The sequence below is a fragment of the Nocardioides sp. NPDC006273 genome (assembly GCF_040613495.1).
Lineage (GTDB): Bacteria > Actinomycetota > Actinomycetes > Propionibacteriales > Nocardioidaceae > Nocardioides.
The window spans coordinates 31,636-54,027 of sequence record NZ_JBEXSD010000040.1 but is presented as its reverse complement, the minus strand read 5'-3'; the positions used below and the strand labels follow the sequence as shown (position 1 = coordinate 54,027).

Annotated in this window: 25 protein-coding genes; 11 read left to right on the top strand and 14 right to left on the bottom strand. The window is 69.2% G+C overall.

Annotated elements, in window-relative coordinates; all coding sequences use genetic code 11:
- Positions 1 to 932, bottom strand: a 932-nt coding sequence (locus ABZZ22_RS17675; RefSeq protein ID WP_354933649.1) for an NAD(P)-binding domain-containing protein, incomplete at its 3' end; no start/stop codon positions are given.
- Between the two features lie 137 nt (positions 933 to 1,069).
- Here ABZZ22_RS17675 and ABZZ22_RS17670 point away from each other — a divergent pair.
- The 4 genes from ABZZ22_RS17670 to ugpC all read left to right on the top strand — a co-directional run bounded on the left by ABZZ22_RS17670 (position 1,070) and on the right by ugpC (position 5,548).
- Positions 1,070 to 1,735: a DUF1707 domain-containing protein gene (locus tag ABZZ22_RS17670; RefSeq protein ID WP_354933647.1), complete on the top strand. Its 666-nt coding sequence runs from the start codon at positions 1,070 to 1,072 to the stop codon at positions 1,733 to 1,735.
- An 84-nt stretch (positions 1,736 to 1,819) separates the two neighbouring features.
- On the top strand, positions 1,820 to 2,512 hold the full coding sequence (locus ABZZ22_RS17665) for a DUF1707 domain-containing protein (protein ID WP_354933645.1): 693 nt from the start codon (positions 1,820 to 1,822) through the stop codon (positions 2,510 to 2,512).
- Positions 2,513 to 2,642: 130 nt separating this feature from the next.
- Positions 2,643 to 4,367 (top strand): sulfatase-like hydrolase/transferase, encoded by a 1,725-nt coding sequence (locus ABZZ22_RS17660; RefSeq protein ID WP_354933643.1) that lies wholly within the window; start codon positions 2,643 to 2,645, stop codon positions 4,365 to 4,367.
- A gap of 104 nt (positions 4,368 to 4,471) precedes the next feature.
- A complete protein-coding gene (gene ugpC, locus ABZZ22_RS17655) occupies positions 4,472 to 5,548 on the top strand; it encodes a sn-glycerol-3-phosphate ABC transporter ATP-binding protein UgpC (protein ID WP_354933641.1) in 1,077 nt (358 codons plus the stop codon).
- 32 nt (positions 5,549 to 5,580) lie between these two features.
- Here ugpC and ABZZ22_RS17650 read toward each other — a convergent pair whose 3' ends face one another.
- From ABZZ22_RS17650 to ABZZ22_RS17615, 8 genes are all read right to left on the bottom strand, one after another.
- Positions 5,581 to 6,573 (bottom strand): cytochrome c oxidase assembly protein, encoded by a 993-nt coding sequence (locus ABZZ22_RS17650; RefSeq protein WP_354933639.1) that lies wholly within the window; start codon positions 6,571 to 6,573, stop codon positions 5,581 to 5,583.
- A gap of 33 nt (positions 6,574 to 6,606) precedes the next feature.
- Positions 6,607 to 7,272 (bottom strand): helix-turn-helix domain-containing protein, encoded by a 666-nt coding sequence (locus ABZZ22_RS17645; RefSeq protein WP_354933637.1) that lies wholly within the window; start codon positions 7,270 to 7,272, stop codon positions 6,607 to 6,609.
- 5 nt (positions 7,273 to 7,277) lie between these two features.
- Positions 7,278 to 8,222, bottom strand: a complete 945-nt coding sequence (locus tag ABZZ22_RS17640) for an alpha/beta fold hydrolase (protein WP_354933635.1) — start codon at positions 8,220 to 8,222, stop codon at positions 7,278 to 7,280.
- A gap of 139 nt (positions 8,223 to 8,361) precedes the next feature.
- Positions 8,362 to 9,381, bottom strand: coding sequence for a class II fructose-bisphosphatase (glpX, locus tag ABZZ22_RS17635; protein WP_354933633.1), 1,020 nt, complete (start codon positions 9,379 to 9,381; stop codon positions 8,362 to 8,364).
- Between the two features lie 200 nt (positions 9,382 to 9,581).
- The gene (locus ABZZ22_RS17630) at positions 9,582 to 10,283 is read right to left on the bottom strand and encodes an ATP-binding cassette domain-containing protein (RefSeq protein ID WP_354933631.1); all 702 of its coding nucleotides are present in this window, start codon (positions 10,281 to 10,283) and stop codon (positions 9,582 to 9,584) included.
- Positions 10,280 to 11,041 carry an ABC transporter permease gene (locus ABZZ22_RS17625; RefSeq protein ID WP_354933629.1) on the bottom strand — a complete coding sequence of 254 codons (762 nt, stop codon included), beginning with the start codon at positions 11,039 to 11,041 and terminating at the stop codon, positions 10,280 to 10,282. The genes ABZZ22_RS17630 and ABZZ22_RS17625 overlap by 4 nt, the downstream gene beginning before the upstream one ends.
- Before the next feature lie 58 nt (positions 11,042 to 11,099).
- Positions 11,100 to 11,852, bottom strand: coding sequence for a molybdate ABC transporter substrate-binding protein (gene modA / locus ABZZ22_RS17620; RefSeq protein ID WP_354933627.1), 753 nt, complete (start codon positions 11,850 to 11,852; stop codon positions 11,100 to 11,102).
- Entirely contained in the window at positions 11,849 to 12,238 is a 390-nt protein-coding gene (locus ABZZ22_RS17615) for a helix-turn-helix transcriptional regulator (protein WP_354933625.1), read from the bottom strand. Before ABZZ22_RS17615 ends, modA begins: the two co-directional genes overlap by 4 nt.
- A gap of 296 nt (positions 12,239 to 12,534) precedes the next feature.
- On the opposite strand from ABZZ22_RS17615, the gene ABZZ22_RS17610 reads away from it, so the two are divergent.
- Positions 12,535 to 13,158 (top strand): DUF4245 family protein, encoded by a 624-nt coding sequence (locus ABZZ22_RS17610; protein WP_354933623.1) that lies wholly within the window; start codon positions 12,535 to 12,537, stop codon positions 13,156 to 13,158.
- 154 nt (positions 13,159 to 13,312) lie between these two features.
- On the opposite strand, the gene ABZZ22_RS17605 is transcribed toward ABZZ22_RS17610, so the two are convergent.
- The gene (locus tag ABZZ22_RS17605) at positions 13,313 to 13,519 is read right to left on the bottom strand and encodes an exodeoxyribonuclease VII small subunit (protein ID WP_354933621.1); all 207 of its coding nucleotides are present in this window, start codon (positions 13,517 to 13,519) and stop codon (positions 13,313 to 13,315) included.
- The gene (gene xseA / locus ABZZ22_RS17600) at positions 13,512 to 14,759 is read right to left on the bottom strand and encodes an exodeoxyribonuclease VII large subunit (protein ID WP_354933619.1); all 1,248 of its coding nucleotides are present in this window, start codon (positions 14,757 to 14,759) and stop codon (positions 13,512 to 13,514) included. Before xseA ends, ABZZ22_RS17605 begins: the two co-directional genes overlap by 8 nt.
- A 175-nt stretch (positions 14,760 to 14,934) precedes the next feature.
- Here xseA and ABZZ22_RS17595 point away from each other — a divergent pair, with 175 nt between their 5' ends.
- Positions 14,935 to 15,933 carry a 4-hydroxy-3-methylbut-2-enyl diphosphate reductase gene (locus tag ABZZ22_RS17595; RefSeq protein WP_354933617.1) on the top strand — a complete coding sequence of 333 codons (999 nt, stop codon included), beginning with the start codon at positions 14,935 to 14,937 and terminating at the stop codon, positions 15,931 to 15,933.
- Between the two features lie 57 nt (positions 15,934 to 15,990).
- Positions 15,991 to 16,620, top strand: coding sequence for an L-threonylcarbamoyladenylate synthase (locus tag ABZZ22_RS17590; protein ID WP_354933615.1), 630 nt, complete (start codon positions 15,991 to 15,993; stop codon positions 16,618 to 16,620).
- Positions 16,621 to 16,638: 18 nt separating this feature from the next.
- Here the strand turns inward: ABZZ22_RS17590 and ABZZ22_RS17585 are convergent, their stop codons facing one another.
- Both ABZZ22_RS17585 and ABZZ22_RS17580 read right to left on the bottom strand, forming a co-directional pair.
- Positions 16,639 to 17,082, bottom strand: coding sequence for a DUF6542 domain-containing protein (locus ABZZ22_RS17585; protein WP_354933613.1), 444 nt, complete (start codon positions 17,080 to 17,082; stop codon positions 16,639 to 16,641).
- A gap of 84 nt (positions 17,083 to 17,166) precedes the next feature.
- Positions 17,167 to 18,258 (bottom strand): DNA recombination protein RmuC, encoded by a 1,092-nt coding sequence (locus tag ABZZ22_RS17580; protein ID WP_354933611.1) that lies wholly within the window; start codon positions 18,256 to 18,258, stop codon positions 17,167 to 17,169.
- A gap of 92 nt (positions 18,259 to 18,350) precedes the next feature.
- Here ABZZ22_RS17580 and ABZZ22_RS17575 point away from each other — a divergent pair, with 92 nt between their 5' ends.
- Positions 18,351 to 18,686: a TfoX/Sxy family protein gene (locus ABZZ22_RS17575; RefSeq protein WP_354933609.1), complete on the top strand. Its 336-nt coding sequence runs from the start codon at positions 18,351 to 18,353 to the stop codon at positions 18,684 to 18,686.
- A gap of 15 nt (positions 18,687 to 18,701) precedes the next feature.
- Here ABZZ22_RS17575 and ABZZ22_RS17570 read toward each other — a convergent pair whose 3' ends face one another.
- Positions 18,702 to 19,484: an exodeoxyribonuclease III gene (locus ABZZ22_RS17570; RefSeq protein WP_354933607.1), complete on the bottom strand. Its 783-nt coding sequence runs from the start codon at positions 19,482 to 19,484 to the stop codon at positions 18,702 to 18,704.
- Between the two features lie 45 nt (positions 19,485 to 19,529).
- Between ABZZ22_RS17570 and ABZZ22_RS17565 the strand changes: the two genes are divergently transcribed.
- The 3 genes from ABZZ22_RS17565 to ABZZ22_RS17555 are packed head-to-tail and all read left to right on the top strand — an operon-like array spanning position 19,530 to position 22,289.
- Positions 19,530 to 20,321: an ABC transporter ATP-binding protein gene (locus ABZZ22_RS17565; protein ID WP_354933605.1), complete on the top strand. Its 792-nt coding sequence runs from the start codon at positions 19,530 to 19,532 to the stop codon at positions 20,319 to 20,321.
- Complete coding sequence (locus ABZZ22_RS17560; protein ID WP_354933603.1) at positions 20,318 to 21,181, top strand: ABC transporter permease; 864 nt, start codon at positions 20,318 to 20,320, stop codon at positions 21,179 to 21,181. Before ABZZ22_RS17565 ends, ABZZ22_RS17560 begins: the two co-directional genes overlap by 4 nt.
- Before the next feature lie 19 nt (positions 21,182 to 21,200).
- Positions 21,201 to 22,289, top strand: coding sequence for an ABC transporter substrate-binding protein (locus tag ABZZ22_RS17555; RefSeq protein ID WP_354933601.1), 1,089 nt, complete (start codon positions 21,201 to 21,203; stop codon positions 22,287 to 22,289).
- The last annotated feature ends 103 nt before the right edge of the window (positions 22,290 to 22,392 follow it).

Here is a 22,392-nt window from a genome sequence, read left to right as displayed (position 1 = left end):
GCACGTTCACCGGCAACCCGAGCGCGGGTTACCGGGGCTCGCTCGCCGTCGCCGTCGACACGACGACCGAGGCCGCCATGGGCGCCGCAGCCATACCCCGCGGCGATCTGTCTGTTGATCAGCGCCTGGGCGGCGGCGATCGGTGCGGGGTCGACGCCCTCCTCCTCGCTGGCTCGCACGATGTGCGAGAGGTCGGAGAAGTCAAGGCTCTGCTGGCCCGCGACGGTGTAGTCGCCGCCGTCGATGACCTTCGCGTAGCCGGCGAGCTCCTCGATCATGGCGGCGAGGAACGGAGCCTGCCGAGCGGCGAAGTCGGCCGCGCTCATCCCCATGGTGGCGACCATCGCGGCGCCGTGGAAGAAGCCCGTGAACATCTGGTACATCCCCGACAGCATCGCCAGGTCCACCAGCGACGCCAGGCCGGCGTCCTCGCCGTGGAACTCGCTCGTCGCCCAGACGTCGAGAGTCGGCAGCAGGGCGTCGTACGCCGCTCGAGAGCCGCTGTAGAAGATCTGACCCGCGCGGGGTCCGATCATCGACGGCACGGCCATGATGGCGCCGTCGAGGTAGTCGATGCCGTTCTCGGCCGCCCAGGACGCGAGCTCGCGGGCTTCGTTCGGCGTCGTGGTCGTGACGTTGACCAAGGTGCGGCCGCACAGCTCGTCGGCGGCCGGACCGAGGGTCTTCTCGACGGAGGCGTGATCGAAGAGGCAGGCGATGATCACGGGGCTCGCCAGCACCGCCTCGGAGACCGAGTCCGCGGCGCCGGCGCCACGGCCCACCAGCTCCGTAGAACGGCCAGGGGTGCGGTTCCAGACGGTCACGGAGCGGCCGGCGTCGAGCAGCGCGGCCGCGAGTGCGCTGCCCATCGCGCCGAGCCCGAGCACGCTGACGTCGGTCGAGTGGGTCGAGTTTCCGGTGGTTTCTGACATGTCATCCATGCTGGAGGACTTGGCCGGGTTGCGGGAGTACCCACTAATTACTGGGGTACGCACCAGATGGTAAGTGTCCAAGTCTCAGGGTTGAACCTGAGAGACGGGGGAGGCGCGCCCAGATAGCATTCATGATCATGGGACTCCCTGAACCGCACCCCGGCCAGCCTCGACGAGCCGACCTGCGCGTGAGCGACGCCGACCGCCATGCGGTCGCCGACATCCTGCGGGAGGCCGCCGGCGAGGGCCGGCTGGACATCGACGAGCTCGAGGAGCGGATCGAGGAGACCTACAAAGCCAAGACGTACGCCGACCTGGAGCCGATCACGCAGGACCTCCCGGTCGCGGGGCGGCCGCCGGTGGCACCTGCTGCGGGTGCCGGCGCAGTGCCCGTCGTCTATGGCGCCGGCGAGGCGAACGACAGCGCCAGTGCGTTCCTGAGCAACGTCGAGCGCAAGGGCGTATGGATGGTTCCGCAGCAGCTGTCGGTCAACGCGGTGCTGGGTGATGCCAACATCGACCTGCGCGAGGCGCACTACTCCGCGCGCGAGGTGGTCATCAGCGCGACCTCGGTCCTGGGCAGCGTGAAGGTCACCGTGCCGCCGAACGTGCACGTGATCGTCGAGGGCAACGGCGTCCTGGGTGACTTCAAGGAGCCGTCCGGCAAGGTGCCCGAGGAGCTCACCGCGGACTCGCCGGTGGTGCGAGTGCGCGGCATCGCTGTCCTGGGCGACGTGACCGTCAAGCGCCGGGGGCCGCGCCCTCCGAAGCGCACGCTGAAGCAGCATCTCGGTCTGGAGTGACTGAGCCTATGGCGATGGGCATCCGGGCCAGCAAATTTCACCGTGTTGAGGCGCACCTCCGACCCCCGCACTAGCATTCGCCTCATGGGAACGACCCCCGAGCCATTCCGTGGCCAGAATCCTGATCCGAACCTTCGGATCAGCGATGCCGACCGCCACAAGGTGGCCGACATCCTGCGCGAGGCCGCCGGCGAGGGTCGTCTGGAGATCGACGAGCTCGACGAGCGCCTCGACGCGACCTTCAAGGCCAAGACGTACGCCGATCTGATCCCGATCACCGTCGACCTGCCGGCCGCGGGGACCCCGTCGCTGCCGGTCCCACAGAGCTCGCCCGTCACCGGGAAGAGGGCCGCGGTCTTCGCCGACGCTCCGATCGAGAGCCAGCTCTACGTCGCGATCATGAGCGGCGTCGACCGGCGCGGGATCTGGACGGTCCCAGCGACCGGAAACGTGATCGCGCTGATGGGTGGCGCCGAGCTCGACATGCGCCAGGCGCAGTTCTCCGCCCAGGAGACGGTGATCTACGCCAACGCGATCATGGGCGGCGTCAACATCACCGTCGGTCCTGACGTCCAGGTCGTGATGCAGGGCGTCGGGATCATGGGCGGCTACGTCGGTCCACGCGGGATCGAGCCGACCGGTGGCCCGGTGCTGCGGGTGAAGGGCCTGGCGCTGATGGGTGGCGTCACCGTCATCCGTAAGCCGTTGAAGGAGACCAAGGGCAGGCAGCTTCGGATGCCGCCGCCGCACGAGCTCCCGCCGCACGGGCTGCACTAGCCACACCTCCGGGCCGAACCCGCCCCTCGGGTCCGCTTCGCGGACCGTTGTTGCCGTGCCCGCAGAGAAGACGATACCCTCTCCTGAACTCGTTATTGTCTAGTTACTTAATACACAAAGGAGCCTCAGGATGAAGCCGACGTGGAGCGCGCTGCTGGGCGTCGCACTCCTGGCGGTCGTGGCGCTGGTCGTCGGTCTACTGGTCGCCGGCCCCAAGACGGTCGTCGCCGGCCCTGCGGCGGCAGGCGAGTCGTCCGCGGCGGTCGCGGAGCCCGCAGCCGAGCTGGCCGCGACGACCGACGAGCACCCCGACATCGTCCTGATCCTGATGGACGACTTCTCCTTGGAGCTGCTTCGGACGATGCCGGAGGCCACCAAGATGGCCGCCGAGGGCGCGACCTATCAGAACTCCTTCGTCATCGACTCGCTGTGCTGCCCCTCCCGTGCGGCGCTGCTGACCGGGCAGACGCCACACCACACCAAGGTCCTCACCAACACCCAGAACGACCCGGAGCACCCGGTCGGCGGCTGGTCGGCGTTCCAGCGCTACGGCAACCTCGAGAAGCAGTTCAGCATCGGGCTGCAGGAGGCCGGCTACACGACCGGTTTCGTGGGCAAGTTCATCAACGCCTACGAGGCCAGCGTCGATCCGGACGGCAACCGGGTCCCGCCGCCCAAGGTGCCCGGCTGGGACTCGTGGAACGCGCTCCTCGGCGGCGCCTACGGCGGCTGGGGCTATCAGAGCACCTTCCTCGACGACGACGGCGAGGTGCGGCTGCGCCACCATCCGCAACCGCCGACGTCGGCCACCCCGGCCGTCAAGGACGCCGCGTACGCCACCAACGTCACCCGCGACTACGCCCTCGCCTTCATCGAGGACCATCGAGACGACGAGGAGCCCTACTTCCTCGAGATCGCCGCCTACGGTCCCCACTCCCGGCTCGGCCGCCACTACCCGGGCCTGGAGACCTGGTTCCCGCCCGCATTCGCCGACCAGGCGCCGGCCGGCGACCCGGCAGGCGGCAACTGCGGCCGGTTCGACTGCGCCGAGCTTACGTTGGCGGATCTGGTCGGCTACGACGACGACCGCCAGGACAACGCCCCCACCTACCTGCATCGCGGCGGACGTACGTCGCCGGCCCCTGCCTGGCGCACCAACAAGGTCTCGCTCAGCGCCGAGACGGCGCTGAGCCAGTACCGCGACCGCGCTCGGATGGTCCAGTCGATCGACCGGATGGTCACCCAGGTGCGCGAAGCCGCCGGCGACGACGCCTACATCGTGCTGACCTCCGACAACGGCTTCCATCTCGGCCAGCATCAGCTCAACGGCGGCAAGGGTGCCCCCTACGACTCCGACACCCGCGTCCCCCTGGTCGTGGTCGGCCCCGACGTTGTGCCCGGCGAGCGCAGCCAGTTCGTCAACAACATCGACCTCGCGCCGACCTTCCTCGACATCGCGGGCGCCCCGATCCCGGCGTACGTCTCGGGGAGCTCGTTCGCCGACACGCTGAGCCGGACGAGGCTGCCGGGACCGAGGTACGCCTTCTTCGAGCACACCTATGCCAAGGCCCATCCCGGCGAGGTCGACCTCGACAGGGGGTCGGGTGGGACCATCGACATCATCCCGTCCTACATCGCGGTGCGCGGCTCGCAGGGCCTGCTGGTCCGGTTCGACCTGGACAAGTCCTGGAAGGGCACCGACCACGCCTACGAGCTCTACCGCTACGACCGGCCGTGGGAGGATCGCAACGTCTTCGCCGAGGACCACGCGAAGCCTTACGCGCGCGAGCTGATGCGCCGGCTCGAGGCCTACGAGGGTTGCGCACCGGCTGTGTGCCGGGCTCTGACCCGCTGATCTCGAATCTGGGCTATGGTGTCCCCGCCGGGGCCGATGTGGCCTCGGTCACTTCACAACGGATCGTCCGGCACGTACCTGCCGGTGAAGGAGACAACGGAATCATGGCAACAGTCAGCTTCGAGAAGGCCCAGCGTTGGTACGCGGGCGCCAACGAGCCCGCGGTCAAGGGCATCGACCTCGAGATCCAGGACGGCGAGTTCATGGTGCTCGTCGGCCCGTCCGGATGCGGTAAGACCACCACCCTGCGCATGCTCGCCGGGCTGGAGGAGGTCAACTCCGGTGCCATCAGGATCGGTGACCGCGACGTCACCAACGTGGCGCCCAAGGACCGCGACATCGCGATGGTCTTCCAGAACTACGCGCTCTACCCGCACATGAGCGTCGCCGAGAACATGGCGTTCTCGCTGAAGATGGCCAAGGTCCCGAAGGCCGAGCGTGACAAGCTCGTCGCCGACGCCGCCAAGACCCTGGGCCTGACCGACTACCTCGACCGCAAGCCGAAGGCGCTCTCCGGCGGTCAGCGCCAGCGCGTCGCCATGGGCCGCGCGATCGTCCGCCAGCCGCAGGTCTTCTGCATGGACGAGCCGCTCTCCAACCTCGACGCCAAGATGCGCGTGCAGACCCGCACCGACATCGCCAAGCTCCAGGCCGACCTCGGCATCACCACGGTCTACGTCACCCACGACCAGGTCGAGGCGATGACGATGGGCGACCGCGTCGCGGTGATGAACGCCGGTGAGCTGCAGCAGGTCGCCACGCCGCTCGAGCTCTACCGCAAGCCGGTCAACCTCTTCGTCGCCGGTTTCATCGGCTCGCCGCAGATGAACATCATCAAGGCGACCGCTGCCGACGGCGGTGCCAAGATCGGCGAGTACGTCGTGCCCGTCGGTGCCACCGCCAACCTGCCGAAGGAGATCACCGTCGGTGTGCGTCCCGAGGGCTTCCGCATCGTCGGCGAGAACGACGGTGGTCTGCCGGTGAAGGTGACCGTCGTCGAGGAGCTCGGCTCGGACTCCTTCATCTACGGCACCAGCGACGTCGAGGGCGTCCCGTCGACGCTGATCGTGCGGGTCTCCTCCAAGGACCACGTCGCCAAGGGCGACACCCTCTACGTCACCACCGACCCCGAGGACGTCCACGTCTTCGACACGGAGTCCGGTCTGCGCGTCAGCGACTGACCACCGCCCCGGTGGTCGAGCTTGTCGAGACCTCAGTGCTGCTGGTTCATGCGAGCCAGCATCGCGTTGTAGGCATCGAGGGCCTCGTCGCTGTCGGGATCCACGGATCCCGGCGCGGCGGGGCCCTCGCCGGCTCCATGAACAGCAGAGCCACGCGCGCTCTCCTGGGCGAGCTGGGTGGTGCGTACGCCGTCGAGGAAACGGCCGGTCATCTTGACCCGTCGTTCCGGTGAGGAGACCACGGCGATGACCAGCCCGATGGCGAGCAGCATCATGCCGCCGTCGCCGGCGGCCCACATCAGGCCACCGGCGGTCTGGATGTCCGTGACCGCGTCGAGCGCCCACTCGGGCCGGGCCTCGGAGTAGACCGGATAGAGGTCGCGCTCGGTCTGCAGCATCACGATCCCGACGATCGTGTCGGGCACCATGCCGACCACGAGAAGCGCGATCCGGCCCAGGTAGGGCAGGTCGGAGCGCACCTTCTCCTCACCGATCGTGCCGGTGAGGAAGAGGAACCCGGATACGACGTAGAGGATCTGCTCGCTGACCATCAGCGTGGTGCTCTGCGCCATCGAGTCCATGAACCCGGACAGATGGGTGCCGATGATCACCACCGAGTAGAGCAGGGTGCCGGTGACCGGGTGGACCAGGACGGTGACCGGGAGCGATCGCATCGCCCGCTCGGCGCGGGGTCCGGTCTCGGCGATGACGGTGAGCGGATGGCCCAGCACGAGCAGCGTGGGCACGACCATGATCAGGGTCAGGTGGAGCACCATGTGCATCCAGGCCAGCGACATCGCGTAGCCGTTGATCGCCGAGGCGATGACGACGTACATCAGGGCGAGACCGGTCAGGAACGACGCCACCCGCCAGCCCTTGACCGTCGAGGCCGCGCCGGCGGCGTTGCGAAGCGTGAGATATCCCGCCGCGAGGATCACCGCGGCGAGCAGCCAGCCGGGCTGGAGACTCCAGGTGGTGAAGAACTCGGACCAGCCGAGCGCGGGCAGGGAGCCGTGGTCGTGCATGGTCTCACGGTATCTCCGGGGCGCCAGCGGAGGTTATTTCAGGCGGCTGCCGGGGTCGATCAGTGGCACCAGGAGCAACCGGGCCAGGGCGCGCAGCTGCGTCTCGTCGTCGATGTCGACGACCTCGCTCGGCGTGACCAGGAACGAGGTCGAGGTGCGGACCATCAGCTCGGCGACGAGGTCGACCTCGACCTCGGCAGGTACGTTGCCGGCGCGCTGCTCGCGCCGCAGCTGACCAGCCACGAAGCGCGCGATCGTGGCCACCGTTCGGCCGCCGTCGCCGACGATCGAGTGCACCAGCGAGTCGGTCTCGACGGTGAGCAGGCCGCCGATCAGCGGGTTGCCGCGGATCGCCCGCATCGCGCTGGCGAAGCCGATCTCGACGCGCTCGGCGGCGTCGGCGGCATCGGCGATGTCGAGCACGAACTGGTCGAAGTAGCGCCGGAACTCGCGGCGTACGACCTGCTCGACAAGCGCGTCCTTGTTGGTGAATCGCCGGTAGACGGTGATCCGGGCGACCCCGGCCCGCTTGGCGACCTCCTCCATGGTGGTGCGCTTGATCCCGATCTGACGGAACTGCTCCGCGGCCGCGTCGAGGAGCCTGGCGGTCACCGCCTCGTCCTCGATGGGCTCGGCGACGTCGGCGAGGGCCCTGGCGAGCATCGACCCGGACTCGTCCTCCGGGAGAGTGGTGGGCATCAGGGCTAGGCCGTGACGGGGCGGTCGCCGGCCCGGCTGGCGTGGTCGGCGGCGCGGCCCGCGGTGCGACGGACGACCCTGATGAAGGCCGGCCACAGCGGGCGGGGCAGGTCGTGGCCCATGCCCTTGAACAAGGTGAGCTCGGCGCCGGGGACGGCGGCAGCGGTCGCCCGGCCACCGGAGACATGGACCATCTTGTCGTTCAGGCCGTGGATGACGCTGAACGGGACCCGGAGGCGCCCGAGAGCCTCGGTGCGGTCGGGCTGGGTGAGGACGGTGAGCATCTGCCGCGCGACGGCTGCTGAGCTCACCCCGCGGTTCCAGGTCTCGATCGCCCGGCGGCGTACGTCGTCCTCGGGCTCGGGGAAGGCCGGCGAGCCGATCTGGACGCCGCCCTTGATCTGGCGCTCGATGTAGCCCTCCAGCCCGGGCTTCTTGATGACCAGCGCCGGCAGCAGGGTCGGGTGCTGGAAGCCGACCGCGCGGTGGCCGGTCGTGGACATCGTCGAGCAGACTGAGCGCACCCTGTCGGGGTGACGGATGGCGAGGGTCTGGGCGATCATCCCGCCCATCGACACGCCCCAGACGTGCGCGGAGTCGATGTCGAGATGGGTCAGCAGCGCGGCCGCGTCGTCGGCGAGGTCGTCGAGCGTGTACGGCGCCTGGGTCGGCAGCCCCGCGAACGCCCGCGCCAGCCGCGCGAGCGTGATCCGCTCGTCGGACGGGTGCGGCGAGGAGTGGCCGACGTCGCGGTTGTCGTAGCGGACCACGTAGAACCCGGCCTCGGCCAGCTGCTCGCACAGCTGGACGTCCCACCAGGTCATCGGGCCGCCGAGCCCCATGATCAGCAGCAGCGGGTCAGCGCTGGGGCTGCCGAACGTGTCGTACGCCAGCTCGACGCCTCCGGGGAGGAGGGCTCTGGACTCGGTCGGCTCGGCGGGGGTGGTCATGTGTCAACTTTACCGGGGACGGCCAGATGTCTCCGGGAAGCGTAGATCTCGACCCGCCCGTCGTGCCGACGAGCAAGCTCGCCGGCACGGGGCTCGCTCGATCTTTTCGCGTTCGCCCGGCGCAAGCGCCGTGCGAGGCTCAAAAATCAATCGCGCTGTAGGCCTGGAGCTTGGCGAGCTGGTGCTCCGAGGTCACCTTGCGGATGGTGCCGGAGCGGCTGCGCATCACCAGGGAGTCGGTGACGACGGCGCCGTGGGGGAGGTACTGCACGCCTCGCATCAGGTCGCCGTCGGTGATGCCGGTGGCGACGAAGAAGCAGTCGTCGCCGGTGACCAGGTCGTCGGTGTGGAGCACGAAGTCGGGGTCGAGGTTGTGGCCGGCGTCGAGGGCGCGCTGGCGCTCCTCGTCGTCCTTGGGCCACAGCCGGCCCTGGATGGTGCCGCCGAGAGCCTTCATCGCGCAGGCGGCGACGATGCCCTCGGGGGTGCCGCCGATGCCCATCAGCAGGTCGGCGCCGCTGCCCGCGCGGGCAGCGGAGATCGCGCCGGCGACGTCGCCGTCGACGATGAACTTGATCCGCGCACCGGTGTCGCGGATCTCCTCGACCATCTTGTCGTGACGCGGCCGGTCGAGGACGATCACGGTGATGTCTGAGGTCTTGGTGTCCTTGGCCTTCGCCACCGCGGCGATGTTCTCCGCGACCGGCAGCCGGATGTCGACGACGTCGGCGGCCTCGGGGCCGGTGACCAGCTTCTCCATGTAGAAGACGGCGCTCGGGTCGTACATGCTGCCGCGCGGGGCGACCGCCATCACCGCGACCGCGTTGCTCATGCCCTTGGCGGTCAGCGTGGTGCCGTCGATCGGGTCGACCGCGACATCGCACTCGGGGCCGGTGCCGTCGCCGACGCGCTCGCCGTTGTAGAGCATCGGGGCGTTGTCCTTCTCGCCCTCGCCGATCACGACCGTGCCGTCCATGGCGACCGTGGAGATCATCGTGCGCATCGCGTTGACCGCGACCCCGTCGGCGCCGTTCTTGTCGCCGCGACCGACCCAGCGGGATGCGGCCATCGCCGCCGCCTCGGTGACGCGTACCAGCTCCAGGGCCAGGTTGCGGTCAGGGGCGGTGGGGGCGACGCCGAGCGGCTGGGTGTCGTTCATGAGGGCCAATCTATCGGCCGGGCGCGGTGGAGCGGCCCTGGTGTCACTTGATCGATCCAGATGGTGGCGCGTCCGGGAGGCTCCTGGGCGCTTCGCGCCGCCGTGGCACGCACCTCGCTGCGTTGGCGCCCCTCGACAGACGCCCGGTATGCCTTCGCGGCGCCGCCTTGCGATGCACGCACCCTGACGACGCCAAGCCTTCAGGAACCTCCCGGACGCGCCACAAGCCTCACAGCGAACCCCGACTGCGGGTGCTCCAGAACCTGTCTGGTGGGGCCGTCCTCGACGATGTGGCCGTGCTCGATCACCACCACCCGGTCGGCGAGCGCGCGGGCGTCGGCGGCGTCGTGGGTGACGATGACGGCGGTCCTGTCCGCGAGGGCGGTGCGCAGCGTCTGCCTCAGTGCGGGACGTACGTCGACGTCCAGAGAGGCCATCGGCTCGTCGAGCAGGAGCAGCTCGGGGTCGGCAGCGAGGGCCCGGGCCACCGCCACCCGCTGGGCCTGCCCGCCGGAGATCTCCGCGGGTCTGCGTCCGGCCAGGGTCTCGGCGCCGACCTCGGTCAGGTGGCGGAGGGCGAGCTCGTTGGCCTGGTGACGGCGTACGCCTCGGGCTCGCGGAGCGAAGGCGACGTTGGCCAGCACCGACATGTGCGGGAAGAGCAGCGGGTCCTGGGCCAGCAGCGCGACCCCGCGAGCGTGCGGGGGAGTGGCGTCGAGGACGCGGCCGCCGAGGCGTACCTCTCCTTCGTCGGGGCGAAGGAGCCCGGCGATCACGCCGAGGAGGCTCGACTTGCCGGCGCCGTTGGGCCCGGTGATCGCGACCGTCTCCCCGGCGGCCACGTCGAGGGTGACGTCGATGCCGCGATGGGCGATCACCGCACGCAGATGAAGCTCGCTCACAGGGCCCTCCCGTGGCGGGCGAAGCCGATCACGGCGATGGCGACGACGACCAGCACCAGCGAGAGCGCGACCGCCGCGTCGGGATCGTCGACACGGAGCAGGTAGACCTGGAGCGGCATCGTGCTGGTGACCCCGGGGAGGTTGCCGGCGAAGGTGATCGTGGCGCCGAACTCGCCCAGGCAGCGGGCGAAGGCGAGGACCGATCCGGAGAGCAGGCCAGGCGCGACGAGCGGGAGGGTGACGCGCCGGAAGACGGTCGTCGGGCGGGCCCCGAGCGTGGCTGCGACCGCTTCGTACCGGGTGCCGCTGGTGCGCAGGGCCCCTTCGAGGCTGATCACCAGGAACGGCAGCGCGACGAAGGTCTGCGCGATCACGACGGCGAGGGTGGTGAACGGGATCTGGATGCCGACCACGTCCAGGGACTGGCCGAGCAGACCGCGGCGGCCGAAGGTGTAGAGCAGCGCCAGCCCGCTGACGACCGGCGGCAGCACGAGCGGCAGCAGCACCAGGGAGCGGATCAGGCCCTGTCCTCGGAAGCTGGTGCGGGCGAGCACCGTGGCGAGAGGTACGCCGAGGAGGATGCACAGCACGGTGCCGGCGGTGGCGGTGCGCAGGCTCAGCCAGAGCGCCTCCAGCGCGGACGGCGAGGTGACGAGCGCGGGAAGGCTCGCCGGGTCGACCCGAAGGACGATCGCGGCGAGCGGGAGGATGATGAACGCCGCGGCGAGTGCCGCCGGGACCCACAGCCAGCGTGGCATCCCGACGGACGGACCGGCCCCCCTCTGCCGGTCCGTCCGCCTTGTGGCCCCGAGAAGATCAGGGTTGGCCGAAGCCGGCATCGGTCAGTACCTTCTGCCCGGTCTCGCTCAGCACCAGGTCGACGAACGCCTGGGCGAGGTCGGCGTCATCAGCGCCGTCCAGGACGCTGATCGGATAGGTGTTCACGACGCGGCCGGACTCCTCCAGCTCGACGCCAGTCACGGAGTCGCCGGCGGCGGTCACGTCGGTGACGTAGACCAACCCGGCGTCGGCGTCGCCGGAGGTGACCTTGGCGAGTACGTCGCTGACCGACTGCTCCTCGCTGACCGGCTCGATGTCGACGCCGGTCCGCCTCTCCATCTCGGCGGTCGCGTTGCCGCACGGGACCTCGACCGTGCAGACGACGACCTTGGCCCCCGCTTCGGCCAGATCCTGGAAGCCGGAGATCTTCGCCGGGTTGCCCGGGGGCGTGGCGATCTCCAGCGTGTTGGCGGCGAAGTCCCGCGGGTCGTTGGCCAGGTCGCCGAGCTTGTCCATGTTCTTGGTGTCGGCCGAGGCGAAGACGTCCGCAGGAGCGCCGTCCTCGATCTGGGCCACCAGGTCCGAGGAGCCGCCGAAGCTCGTGGTCACCTTCACGCCGGGGTGCTCCTTCTCGAACGTCTCGGCCAGCTCGGTGAACGTGTCCCTCAGGGAGGCCGCCGCGAAGACGGTCAGGTCCTGGGCGTCGGTCTGCCCGTTCGCGCTCCCGCAGCCGGCGAGGACGAGGACGGCCGCAGCGGCGACGGCCATGATCCCAGGTCGGTTGGTCATGGGCGCTCCACGACGACGTTGGTCGACTTGATGGACGCGACCGCGCTGACGCCCGGCTCCAGGCCGAGCTCGGTCGCGGCCTCGGCGCTCATCAGCGAGACGATCCGGTAGGGCCCGCAGACCATCTCCACCTGGGCCATCACCGTGTCCATGGTGGTCCTGGTGACGATCCCGAGCATCCGGTTGCGCGCGCTGACCGCCTTCGCCCGATCAGGGGCGGGGGCATCGGCCAGCTCCGCGGCGAGCCCGGCCAGCACGGTGCCTTCGATGACCGCGCGGCCGTTCTCCGTGGCCGCCTCGATCCGTCCCGCGTCGATCCAGCGGCGCACGGTGTCGTCGCTGACACCGAGGAGCTCGGCGGCTTCGGCGATGCGGTAGGTGGGCACCGTACGAGTATCGCATCTGCGGGGTATAAATGCACAAGAGTTCCGCATCTGCGGATCCTTTGGAATCGATCTCCGCGCCGGTCGAGACCGCGATTCGAGGGAACATCGGCCGAGTGGGACCATGGAGGGCGTGAGCGAGCGCCAGCGAGGGAACCAAACGATCAACACGCCGCCGCGTCCGTATGATGGCGCTTGCGCCACGGAGGTGGCGGCGTGAGCGAGCGTCAGCGAGGGAACCAGACGATCAACACGCCGCCGCGTCCGTATGATGGCGCTTGCGCCACGGAGGTGGCGGCGTGAGCGACACCGATCAGCAGCAGCCCGCCCAGCCGTCGAACCAGCCGACGAGCGAGCAGCCGGAGACCCCGGCACGCAGCTACCCGCGTACGTTCGGTGCGCTCATCGGGTCGATGATCTTCCTGCTCGCCCTGGTCGTCCCGATCGTGCTGATCGTGCAGTGGCGCGGCAACGTCGAGCGCGACATCAGCGGCGCCAACAAGACCTACCAGGCCGACTGGGCCGACGCCGTCGACAGCGCCCAGGCCGCCGACATCGACGTCGTCTACCCCCGTGAGCTGCCCGCCGGCTGGTACGCCAACACCGAGCCGTCCTACCAGGGCGGCGAGGAGCCGTCGTGGACCATGTCGTTCGTCAAGGGCGAGACCTCCTACGTCGGCCTGGAGCTCTCCGCCCGCTCGGCGCAGACGCTGGCCCAGAAGAACGTCGACACCCAGGCCACCAAGGGCGACGAGGTCACCATCGAGACCGATGTCGCCACCACCTGGACCGAATGGTCCGACTCCGACGGCGACAACGGCTACTCCACCGAGGTCGACGGCCAGACGCTGATGCTGTGGGGCCCCAAGGACGGCGACGTACGCGACTACCTCGCGCTCCTCACCACCGAGCCCCTGAAGTAACGACCACCGCTGGTCGAAGGCCACTTCGTTCAGACCTCGGATCCGCTAGGCGGAGGTGTGCCGAGACCAACACAGTCCCCTCGAGCGCCGAGGGGAACCGTGTTGGTCTCGACACCGCTCGCTGGCGCTCGCGGGCTCGACCAGCGGGTTGGGATCAGTCGTCGGCGACCGCGGCGTCGATCTTCTTCCGAGCGCCGTCGAGCCACTCCTGGCACAGGGTGGCCAGCTTCTCGCCGCGCTCCCACAGGGCCAAGGACTCCTCGAGGGTGATGCCACCGGCCTCGAGCTTGCGCACGACGTCGATCAGCTCTTCGCGGGCCTGCTCGTAGGAGAGGTTCTTGTCGGTGCTGTCGTCAGTCATCGGCGCCGTCCTTGATGGGCTCAGTCTTCTCGGTCGAGGTGATGGTTGCGGCCAGGCGTCCGTCCGCGACACGGATGCTGACGGTGGCGCCTTCGGTGGCGTCGGCGACGCTGGTGAGCACGTGGCCGTCGGCGTCCTGGGCGACGGCGTAGCCGCGCCTCAGCGTCTCCAGCGGAGACAGCGCCCGGGCACGGGCTCGGTGGTGGCCGATGTCGTCGGCGGCCCGGTCGAGAGCGTGGCCGACGGTGCGACGGGCGCGGTCTCGCAGCGAGACGACCTCGTCGAACCGAGCGTCGATCAGCGAGCGGGGGTCGGCCAGCACCGGGCGCGAGCGCAGCGCGTCCAGCAGGGTCTGCTCGCGATGGATCAGCGCGGCGATCCCGCCGCGAAGCCGGTCGCGCCCGGTGGCGACGATCCGCTGCTCCTCGACCACGTCGGGCACGACGAGCTTGGCGGCATCGGTCGGCGTCGAGGCGCGTACGTCGGCAGCGAGGTCCAGCAGCGGCGAGTCGGGCTCGTGGCCGATCGCAGAGACGATCGGGGTGCGGGCGGCGTGGACCGCGCGGATCAGGTGCTCGTCGGAGAACGGCAGCAGGTCCTCCACGGAGCCGCCACCGCGGGCGATGACGATGACGTCGACCTCGGGGTCGCGGTCGAGCCGCTGCAGCTTCTCGACGACGTCGGCTGCGCTGCGGGTGCCCTGCATCGCGGCGTACGCCACCTCGAACCGCACCTGCGGCCAGCGTCGCCGCGCGTTCTCGAGCACGTCGCGCTCGGCTGCGGAGTTGGCCGCGGTGACCAGGCCGACCGTGGTCGGCAGAAAGGGGAGGGGCCGCTTGAGCTCGGCCGCGAAGAGCCCCTCGGCGGCCAGCAGCTGCCGGCGCTGCTCGAGCCGGGCGAGCAGCTCGCCGAGCCCGACCGGACGGATGTCGCGGGCCTGCAGCGAGAGGGTGCCCCGGTTGGCGTAGTAGGACGGCTTCGCGTGGATGATCACCGACGCGCCCTCGACCAGCGGCGGGTTGAGGCTGTCGAGCAGGAACCGGGTGCACGTCACCGGCACCGAGATGTCGGCCACCGAGTCGCGCAGGGTCAAGAACACCGTCTGCATCCCCGGTCGCCGGCTCATCTGGGCCACCTGCCCCTCCACCCAGACCGCACCGAGCTTGTCGATCCAGCCGCCGATCGCATTCGCGATCTGCCGCACCGGAGCGGGCGACTCGGGGGAGGTGTCCAACGCCATGGCTGCCACCCTAATGCCGCCGAGTCGGCTCATCCTGACCCAGATCCCGGTCGAGTCGGCTCGTCCTGACCGATTTCTCTGCCGAGTCGGCGCGTCATGACGCGCCGACTCGGCATGGGTGGGCGTCAGAACGAGCCGACTCGGCGTTCTCGGGCCGGGTCTCTAGACTGGAGACATGAGCATCGACCTCGGCACCCCACGCCTGATCTCCGACGACGAGAAGGCTGTCCTCCTCGCGGAGCCGCGCGGCTACTGTGCCGGAGTGGACCGGGCCGTGATCACCGTAGAGCAGGCCCTGGACCTCTACGGCGCGCCGGTATACGTGCGCAAGGAGATCGTGCACAACAAGCACGTCGTCGACGACCTTCGCAACCGTGGCGCGGTCTTCGTCAACGAGCTCGACGAGGTCCCCTCGGGCGCGACCGTCGTCTTCTCCGCCCACGGCGTCTCGCCGGCGGTCCACTCCGACGCGGCTGTGCGTGAGCTGAAGACGATCGACGCGACCTGCCCCCTGGTGACCAAGGTCCACCTCGAGGCCAAGCGGTTCGCGCGCGAGGGCTACAGCATCCTGCTGATCGGCCACGCGGGTCACGAGGAGGTCGAGGGCACCATGGGCGAGGCGCCGGAGGCGACCACGCTCGTCGAGGGCCCCGGCGACGTGCAGAACATCGAGGTTCCCGACCCGTCCAAGGTCGTCTGGCTCTCCCAGACGACCCTCTCGGTCGACGAGACCATGGAGACCGTCGCCGCGCTCCGGGTGAAGTTCCCCGAGCTGCTCGACCCGCCCAGCGACGACATCTGCTACGCCACCCAGAACCGTCAGCAGGCGGTCAAGGAGATCGGCGCCGCCAGCGACCTGGTCATCGTCGTCGGCTCCGGCAACTCCTCCAACTCGGTCCGCCTGGTCGAGGTCGCCCTCGAGGCCGGAGCCAAGGCCTCCTACCGCGTCGACGACGCCAGCGAGATCGACGAGTCCTGGCTCGACGGTGTGCGCAACGTCTCGGTCACCTCCGGGGCCAGCGTCCCGGAGAACCTGGTCGAGGGCGTCATCGAGTTCCTCAAGGCCCGGGGCTTCCCGGACGCCACTGCCCACAAGAGCGCGGAGGAGTCGCTGATCTTCGCGCTGCCCACCGAGCTCCGCAAGGACCTCAAGGCTGCCGCCGCAGCACGCTAGGGCTTGCCCCCGGTCGCCTCTTGATCCACCCCCTCCCAAGAGGGTTAGGGTCGAGGGGTGGCCCGATTCCTCGACGTACACCCTGACAACCCGCAGTCCCGCCTGATCAGCCAGGTCGTCGACGCCCTGCGCGACGACCAGCTGATCGCGTACCCGACCGACTCCGGCTACGCGCTCGGCTCCCGTGTCGGCAACAAGGACGGTCGCGACCGGATCCTGCGGATCCGTGGTCTCGACGACCGCCACCACTTCACACTGATCTGCAAGGACTTCGCGCAGCTCGGCACGATGGTCCACGTCGACAACAGCGCCTTCCGGGCGATCAAGCACGCGACTCCGGGGCCCTACACCTTCATCCTCCCGGCGACCCCGGAGGTGCCGCGTCGGCTGATGCACCCGAAGAAGAAGACCGTCGGCGTACGCATCCCCGAGCACGCCGTGGTGCAGGCGATCCTCGACGAGCTCGGTGAGCCGCTGCTGTCCTCGACGCTGATCCTGCCGGGTGAGACCGAGCCGGAGGTCTTCGGCTGGAACGTCAAGGAGGCGCTCGACCACCAGGTCGACATCGTGATCGAGGCCGGTGAGACCCCGGCCGAGCCGACCACGGTCATCGACTGGTCCGAAGGTCAGCCCGAGATCATTCGTGAGGGAGCCGGCGATGTCTCCGGCTTCCTGGCCATGGACTGACGCCTCGAACGGGTCGAGTCAGGAGGCCAGTGCGCGCTCGCGCTCGACCTCTTCGCGGGTGTCGCTGCGCTGTCGCAGGACCCGGCGGCGCATCACCAGACAGCCCAGGCAGAGCCCGTAGCCGATGAAGAGGCTGATCGCATGGTGTCCGAGGCCGCTGACCACAGCTTGGACGAACCCGTCCTCGGGATCGGCGATCGACCCGGGCTGGGTCGCGGCCAGCAGGATGAAGATGCCGAGCATGATCAGCGGCGGAAGCACGGCGACGGCGAAGAAGTCACTGGGTCTGACGATGAGCGCGAGCGTCAGCGCGATCGCCACGAAGGTGAGGTCGAAGAAGAGGCCGATCTGATCGTCGATGAGCAGATCGACGAAGGTCACCGTCAGCGACGTGGCGGATCCGAGCGCGACAACATGGCGGCCGGACTCGCGTCCTTCCTCCCAGATGGTGCGCTCGCTCATGCCGTCGCCTCCGTGGCGCAAGCGCCAGGATACGGACGCGACAGCATGAGGCCTATCGTCGCTCGCTGGCGCTCACTCATGGGGTCACGATCTCTCGTATGCAGCCTGTGTATCAGAACCCACGGTAGGGCCCGGCACACCGTCATTCTCGGCGGCGCGCCGATCATCCTCCCTTACGCTGCTCAGCCGTTCCACGGCCCGGATCTCGACCGCCCGCGGCGTCTCGAGATCTTCGTCGGTTACCGATAGTTCATTGAAACGACGGGCGGCCACCAGGACCCGGTTGTCGAACGACCCGATCGCCTGGTTGTAGCGAGTCACCGCGGTGTTGAGCGAGCGCCCGATCCCGTCCAGGTGCGTGGACATCGTGGACAGGCGTTGGTGCAGGTCGCGACCGAGGCGGTGGATCTCCCGGGCCTGCTCGGCGAGGGCTTCGTGGGACCATCCGTGCGCGACCGTGCGCAGCAGGGCGATCAGCGTCGTCGGTGAGGCGAGCACGACGCGGCGCTCCGCGGCGTACTCGATCAGGCCGGGCTCGGTCTCCAGGGCTGCCGAGAGGAACGACTCCGCGGGCACGAACAGCACGACGAACTCGGGCGACTCCTCCAGGAAGCGCCAGTAGGCCTTCGACGCCAGCTGGTCCACATGCGTCCGCAGCTGGGCGGTGTGTCTGCGCAGGTGAGCCCGGTAGTCGTCCTCGTTGTCCGCGGCCGCGGCATCGAGGTAGGCATCCAGCGGGACCTTGGAGTCGACGACCAGCTCCTTGTTGCCGGACAGGTGCACCACCAGGTCGGGGCGCAGCCGGCCGTCCTCCAGGTGGACCTGCTCGGAGAAGTCGCACTTGTCCACCAGACCCGCGAGCTCCACCGCGCGCCGCAGGTGCATCTCACCCCAACGGCCCCTGACCTGGGGTTTGCGCAGCGCGGTCGAGAGCGTCCGGGTCTCGGTCTGCAGCCGGCCGACCTCGGTCTCGAACTGTCCCTGCCAGCGCGCCCGCTCCCGGTCGAGATGCTGCATCTGGTCGCTGAGCCGGTCGAGGCCCTGCATCACCTCTGCCTGGTCGACCATGCCCGCCGCGACCGTCCCCACACTCCGCGCACGCACCCACAGCACTCCGAGGAGGGCACCCAGGACGAGACCGATCACCAGGCCGAGCACAAGGATCCAGATCTCCATGCCACTGATCCTCGCAGGGACCACCGACAGTTTCAGTCAGGCACAGTTGCTCGAGCGGGCACGGTTTCGCCGACTCGTGATTCCATAGAGACATGGCCTACGACACTGAGCTGGCCGAACGAGTGCGCGACCTGATGCCTGCCGGTGCCACCGAGATGAAGATGTTCGGTGGGCTGGCGTTCATGGTGAACGGCAACATGGCGTGCGCAGTCGGCCCCGACGACCTGCTCGTACGCACCGGCAAGTCGGCCTACGAGGCCGCCATCGCCGCGGGTGCGGAACCGATGATCATGGGCGCCCGGACGATGTCCGGCTACGTCAACGTCGCCGCCGACCTGGTCCGCGGCGACGCGCTCGCCGACTGGGTCGGCCGCGGCGTGGCGACCGCCGAGTCGCTGCCGCCGAAACCCCCGAAGCCACCGAAGTAGTCGAAGCAGCAGGCCTCAGTCAGCGATGTCGACGATCACCGGAGCGTGGTCGGAGGGGGAGCCGGTGCCGATGGCGGGGTTGCGCTCGTCGAGGTCGACGAAGGCGCCGGTGACCCGCGAGGCGAACGTCGGTGAGCCGAGGACGAAGTCGATGCGCAGACCGCGGTTGCGTTCGAAGCGCTGCCGGTAGTAGTCGAAGTAGGTGTAGGCCTCCGGGCCGGGCACGAAGGGGCGTACGACGTCCTTGAAGTCCTTCTCGATGGCGAAGAAGGCGTCGCGCTCGGCGGGGGTGAGGTGGGTCTTGCCGACGAACTGCTTGGGGTCGAAGCAGTCCTCGTCGTAGGGGCAGACGTTCCAGTCGCCGACCATTGCCGACGGTCCGTCGTGCCAGGCGGCCGCGGCCTTCTGCAGTGCGGTGAGCCACTCCAGCTTGTAGGCGTAGTGCGGGTCGTCGGGCTTGCGGCCGTTGGGGACGTAGACCGAGGTGACGCGTACGCCGCCGCACGTCGCCGTGAGGGCGCGCGCCTCGGCCACGTCCTTGAACGAGGGCATCCCCTCGAACCCGACCTGGACGTCGTCCAGCCCGACCCGGGAGAGCAGCGCGACGCCGTTCCACTGGTCGTAGCCGACCGAGGCCACCTCGTAGCCACGCGCCTCCAGCCCCATCGTCGGGATCTGGTCGGGCTTGGCCTTGGTCTCCTGCAGGGCGAGCACGTCGATCGAGTGTCGTTCGACGAAGGCCTCGACGCGGTCGATGCGGGAGCGGATGGAGTTGATGTTCCAGGTGGCGATACGCACGCCCGTCAGACTATCGGGGAGGCCCGGTGGACTACCGTTTGAGGCGTGGGCAGCGCGACGATCGAGATGCACGGGGTCCGTCGTCTCTACGAGCAGGCCGACCTCGTCGATCTGATCGCACTGGACGACGTCGACCTGACCATCGAGCCGGGCACGTTCGTGAGCATCATCGGTCCCTCGGGCTGTGGAAAGTCGACGCTGTTGCGCCTGATCAGCGGGCAGGAGTCGGCCGACGCGGGGAGGATCACCGTCTGCGGCCTGACGCCGAGGGAGGCCGCCGAGGCGAAGGCCTTCGGGTTCGTTCCGCAGTCTCCTGCGCTGCTGCCCTGGCTGAGCGTGCTCGGCAACGTGACGTTGCCCCACAAGGTCAACCGTCGTAGCGACCGCGGCCGCCCGGACCTGGCGGCGATGCTGCGCGAGGTCGGTCTGGGGGAGTCGCTCCACAAGCTCCCGGCCGAGCTGTCGGGCGGCATGAAGCAACGGACCGCGATCGTACGCGCCTTCGGGCTGCGCCCCGACGTACTCCTTCTCGACGAGCCGTTCGGCGCTCTCGACGAGTTCACCCGAGAGGCTCTCCAGGAGCAGCTGCTCGAGTTGTGGGAGCAGACCCGCGCGACCGTCGTCTTCGTCACCCACTCGATCTCCGAGGCCGTCAGGCTGTCGGACCAGGTGGTGGTGATGGCGCCGCGGCCCGGCCGGATCACCGACATCATCGACATCGACCTGCCCCGCCCGCGCCACCAGGAGATCATCACCTCGCCGCAGTTCCACGCCTACGAGCTGGCCCTGCGTGACAGCCTGCGGGATGCCTTCAGTCACGGCGAGGTGGTCTCGTGACCCTCCAGCCAGGTGCACAGACGGGTACGCAGCCGATCTCACCGAGGCGGCCGCATCTCCTCGTCCCCACCCCTGAGCAGCTCGCCGCTCGCCGCCTGCGTCGCCGGACTCGGCTGCTCCGTCCGGCGTACTGGCTCCCGTTCGTCCTCCTCGTCGTGGTGCTCGCGATCGCGTGGGGCATCGGGGCGCGGCAGATGCCCTACCTGTTCGCGCCGCTCGGCGAGATCGCGGGAGTGCTGAGCGAGGATCCGGTCTACTTCCTGGAGAACACCCTGATCACGCTCGGCGAGGCGATGGTGGGGCTCGGGATCGGGTTCGTCGCCGCCTTCGCGCTCGCCGTGGTGGTGAGCGAGGTCGCGGTGGTGCGACGCGCGGTGATGCCGCTGGCGGTGGTGCTGTCGGTGACACCGCTGGTGGCGATCGCGCCGCTGCTGGTGGTCGCGCTCGGCTTCGGGATGGCACCGAAGGTCGTCCTGACCGCCCTGGTCTGCTTCTTCCCGATCCTGATCAACGTGGCGACCGGGCTGCGCACGGTGCCGGGTCCGGTGCTGGAGGTCTACCGCACCGTGGCCGCGAGCCGGCTGGAGGTGCTGCGGTACCTGCGGGTCCCGGCGTCGCTTCCCTACGTCTTCGCCTCCCTGAGGATCGTCTTCCCGCTCTCGATGATCGGCGCGGTGGTGGCCGAGCTCGCCGCCGCGGGCTCGGCGGACGGGCTCGGCAGCGTGATACAGGTGGCCAGCTCACAGAACAGACTGGCTACCGTGTGGGCAGCGATCTTCGTCCTCGCGGCGCTCGGGTCGCTGCTGTTCTGGTTCGTGACGCTCGCCGAGCGGCGAGTGCTCCGCTGGCACCAGCCCTGATCCTCCTAAGGAGCCCTTGATGTCCCGCGTACGTCCGATAGCCCCTGCCCTCGCCACGGTGCTCGTCCTGCTGGCTGCGCTGACCGCCTGTGGGTCCTCGCAGGAGACTGCCGGCGAGCAGGGGAGCGCGGTCTCGGCCGAGCGCTGCGAGCAGAACGAGGCGGCCGGGAAGATCACCTACATGTCGGGCTACTACTGGCAGGCGTCGGCCTCGATCATGGAGGCGATCGCCGCGGATCGGCTGGGCTACTTCAACGACCTCTGCCTCGACGTCGAGCTCCAGCCGGGCTCGGGCGACGTCTCCCAGAACGCCAAGCTGATCGCCGCCGGGAAGGTCCAGGTCGGGCCGCTGTCCGAGCAGGACATCATGACCTCCAACGCGAGCGGGCTGGAGGTGCTCGGCGTCTCGTCCTACTCCAACGCCGGTCTCGATGTGCTGATGACCCGCACCGGCATCACCGACCTCGCCCAGCTCGAGGGCAAGACCCTCGGCCACAAGGGCTGGGTGCCGGTCGGGGTGCAGGCGATGCTCGCCCAGGCGGGGGTCGACCAGTCGTTGGTGAAGCAGGTCAAGGTCGGCTACGACCCCGGCATCCTGACCCGCGGGCAGGTCGACGCGCTGGTCGGGTTCGTCTCCAACGAGCCCAACCAGCTGAAGGAGGCCGGCGAGGAGGTCACCGTCTGGGAGCCGACCGACTTCGACGTGCCCGGCTCGCTGGGCGCCTACTCCGTCAACCCCGCCTGGGCGAAGAAGCACCCCACCGCGGTCCAGGACTTCCTTCGCGCCATCTTCAAGGCCTACGCCTACTGTGCCGCCGACGAGCACGTCGAGGAGTGCATCGCCTATCAGCACGAACTCGCCGGCGCCGAGTCGGACGAGGAGCACGAGACGGCGATCTGGCGCACCGAGGTCGAGGTCGCTGCCGACAACCCGCTCCCGGGCAGGTTCGGCTCGGTCGACCCCGACAACGTCGCCGCGCTGGCCGGGGTCGTGTCGACGTACGCCGGGCAGAAGGTCACGCCCGAGGACGCCGCCTCCTGGTTCGACACGTCCTTCGCCGAAGCGGTCGTCGACGACGAGGACAAGGTCATCTGGCCCGCTCCGTGACGTGATTGGTGCAAACCTATGAGTTCGCGTTGAAACTTTTGCCTGTTCGTCGGGAATTTGACCATAGTTTCTATGGCCCTTCCTAAATGTCGACGCTTGAATC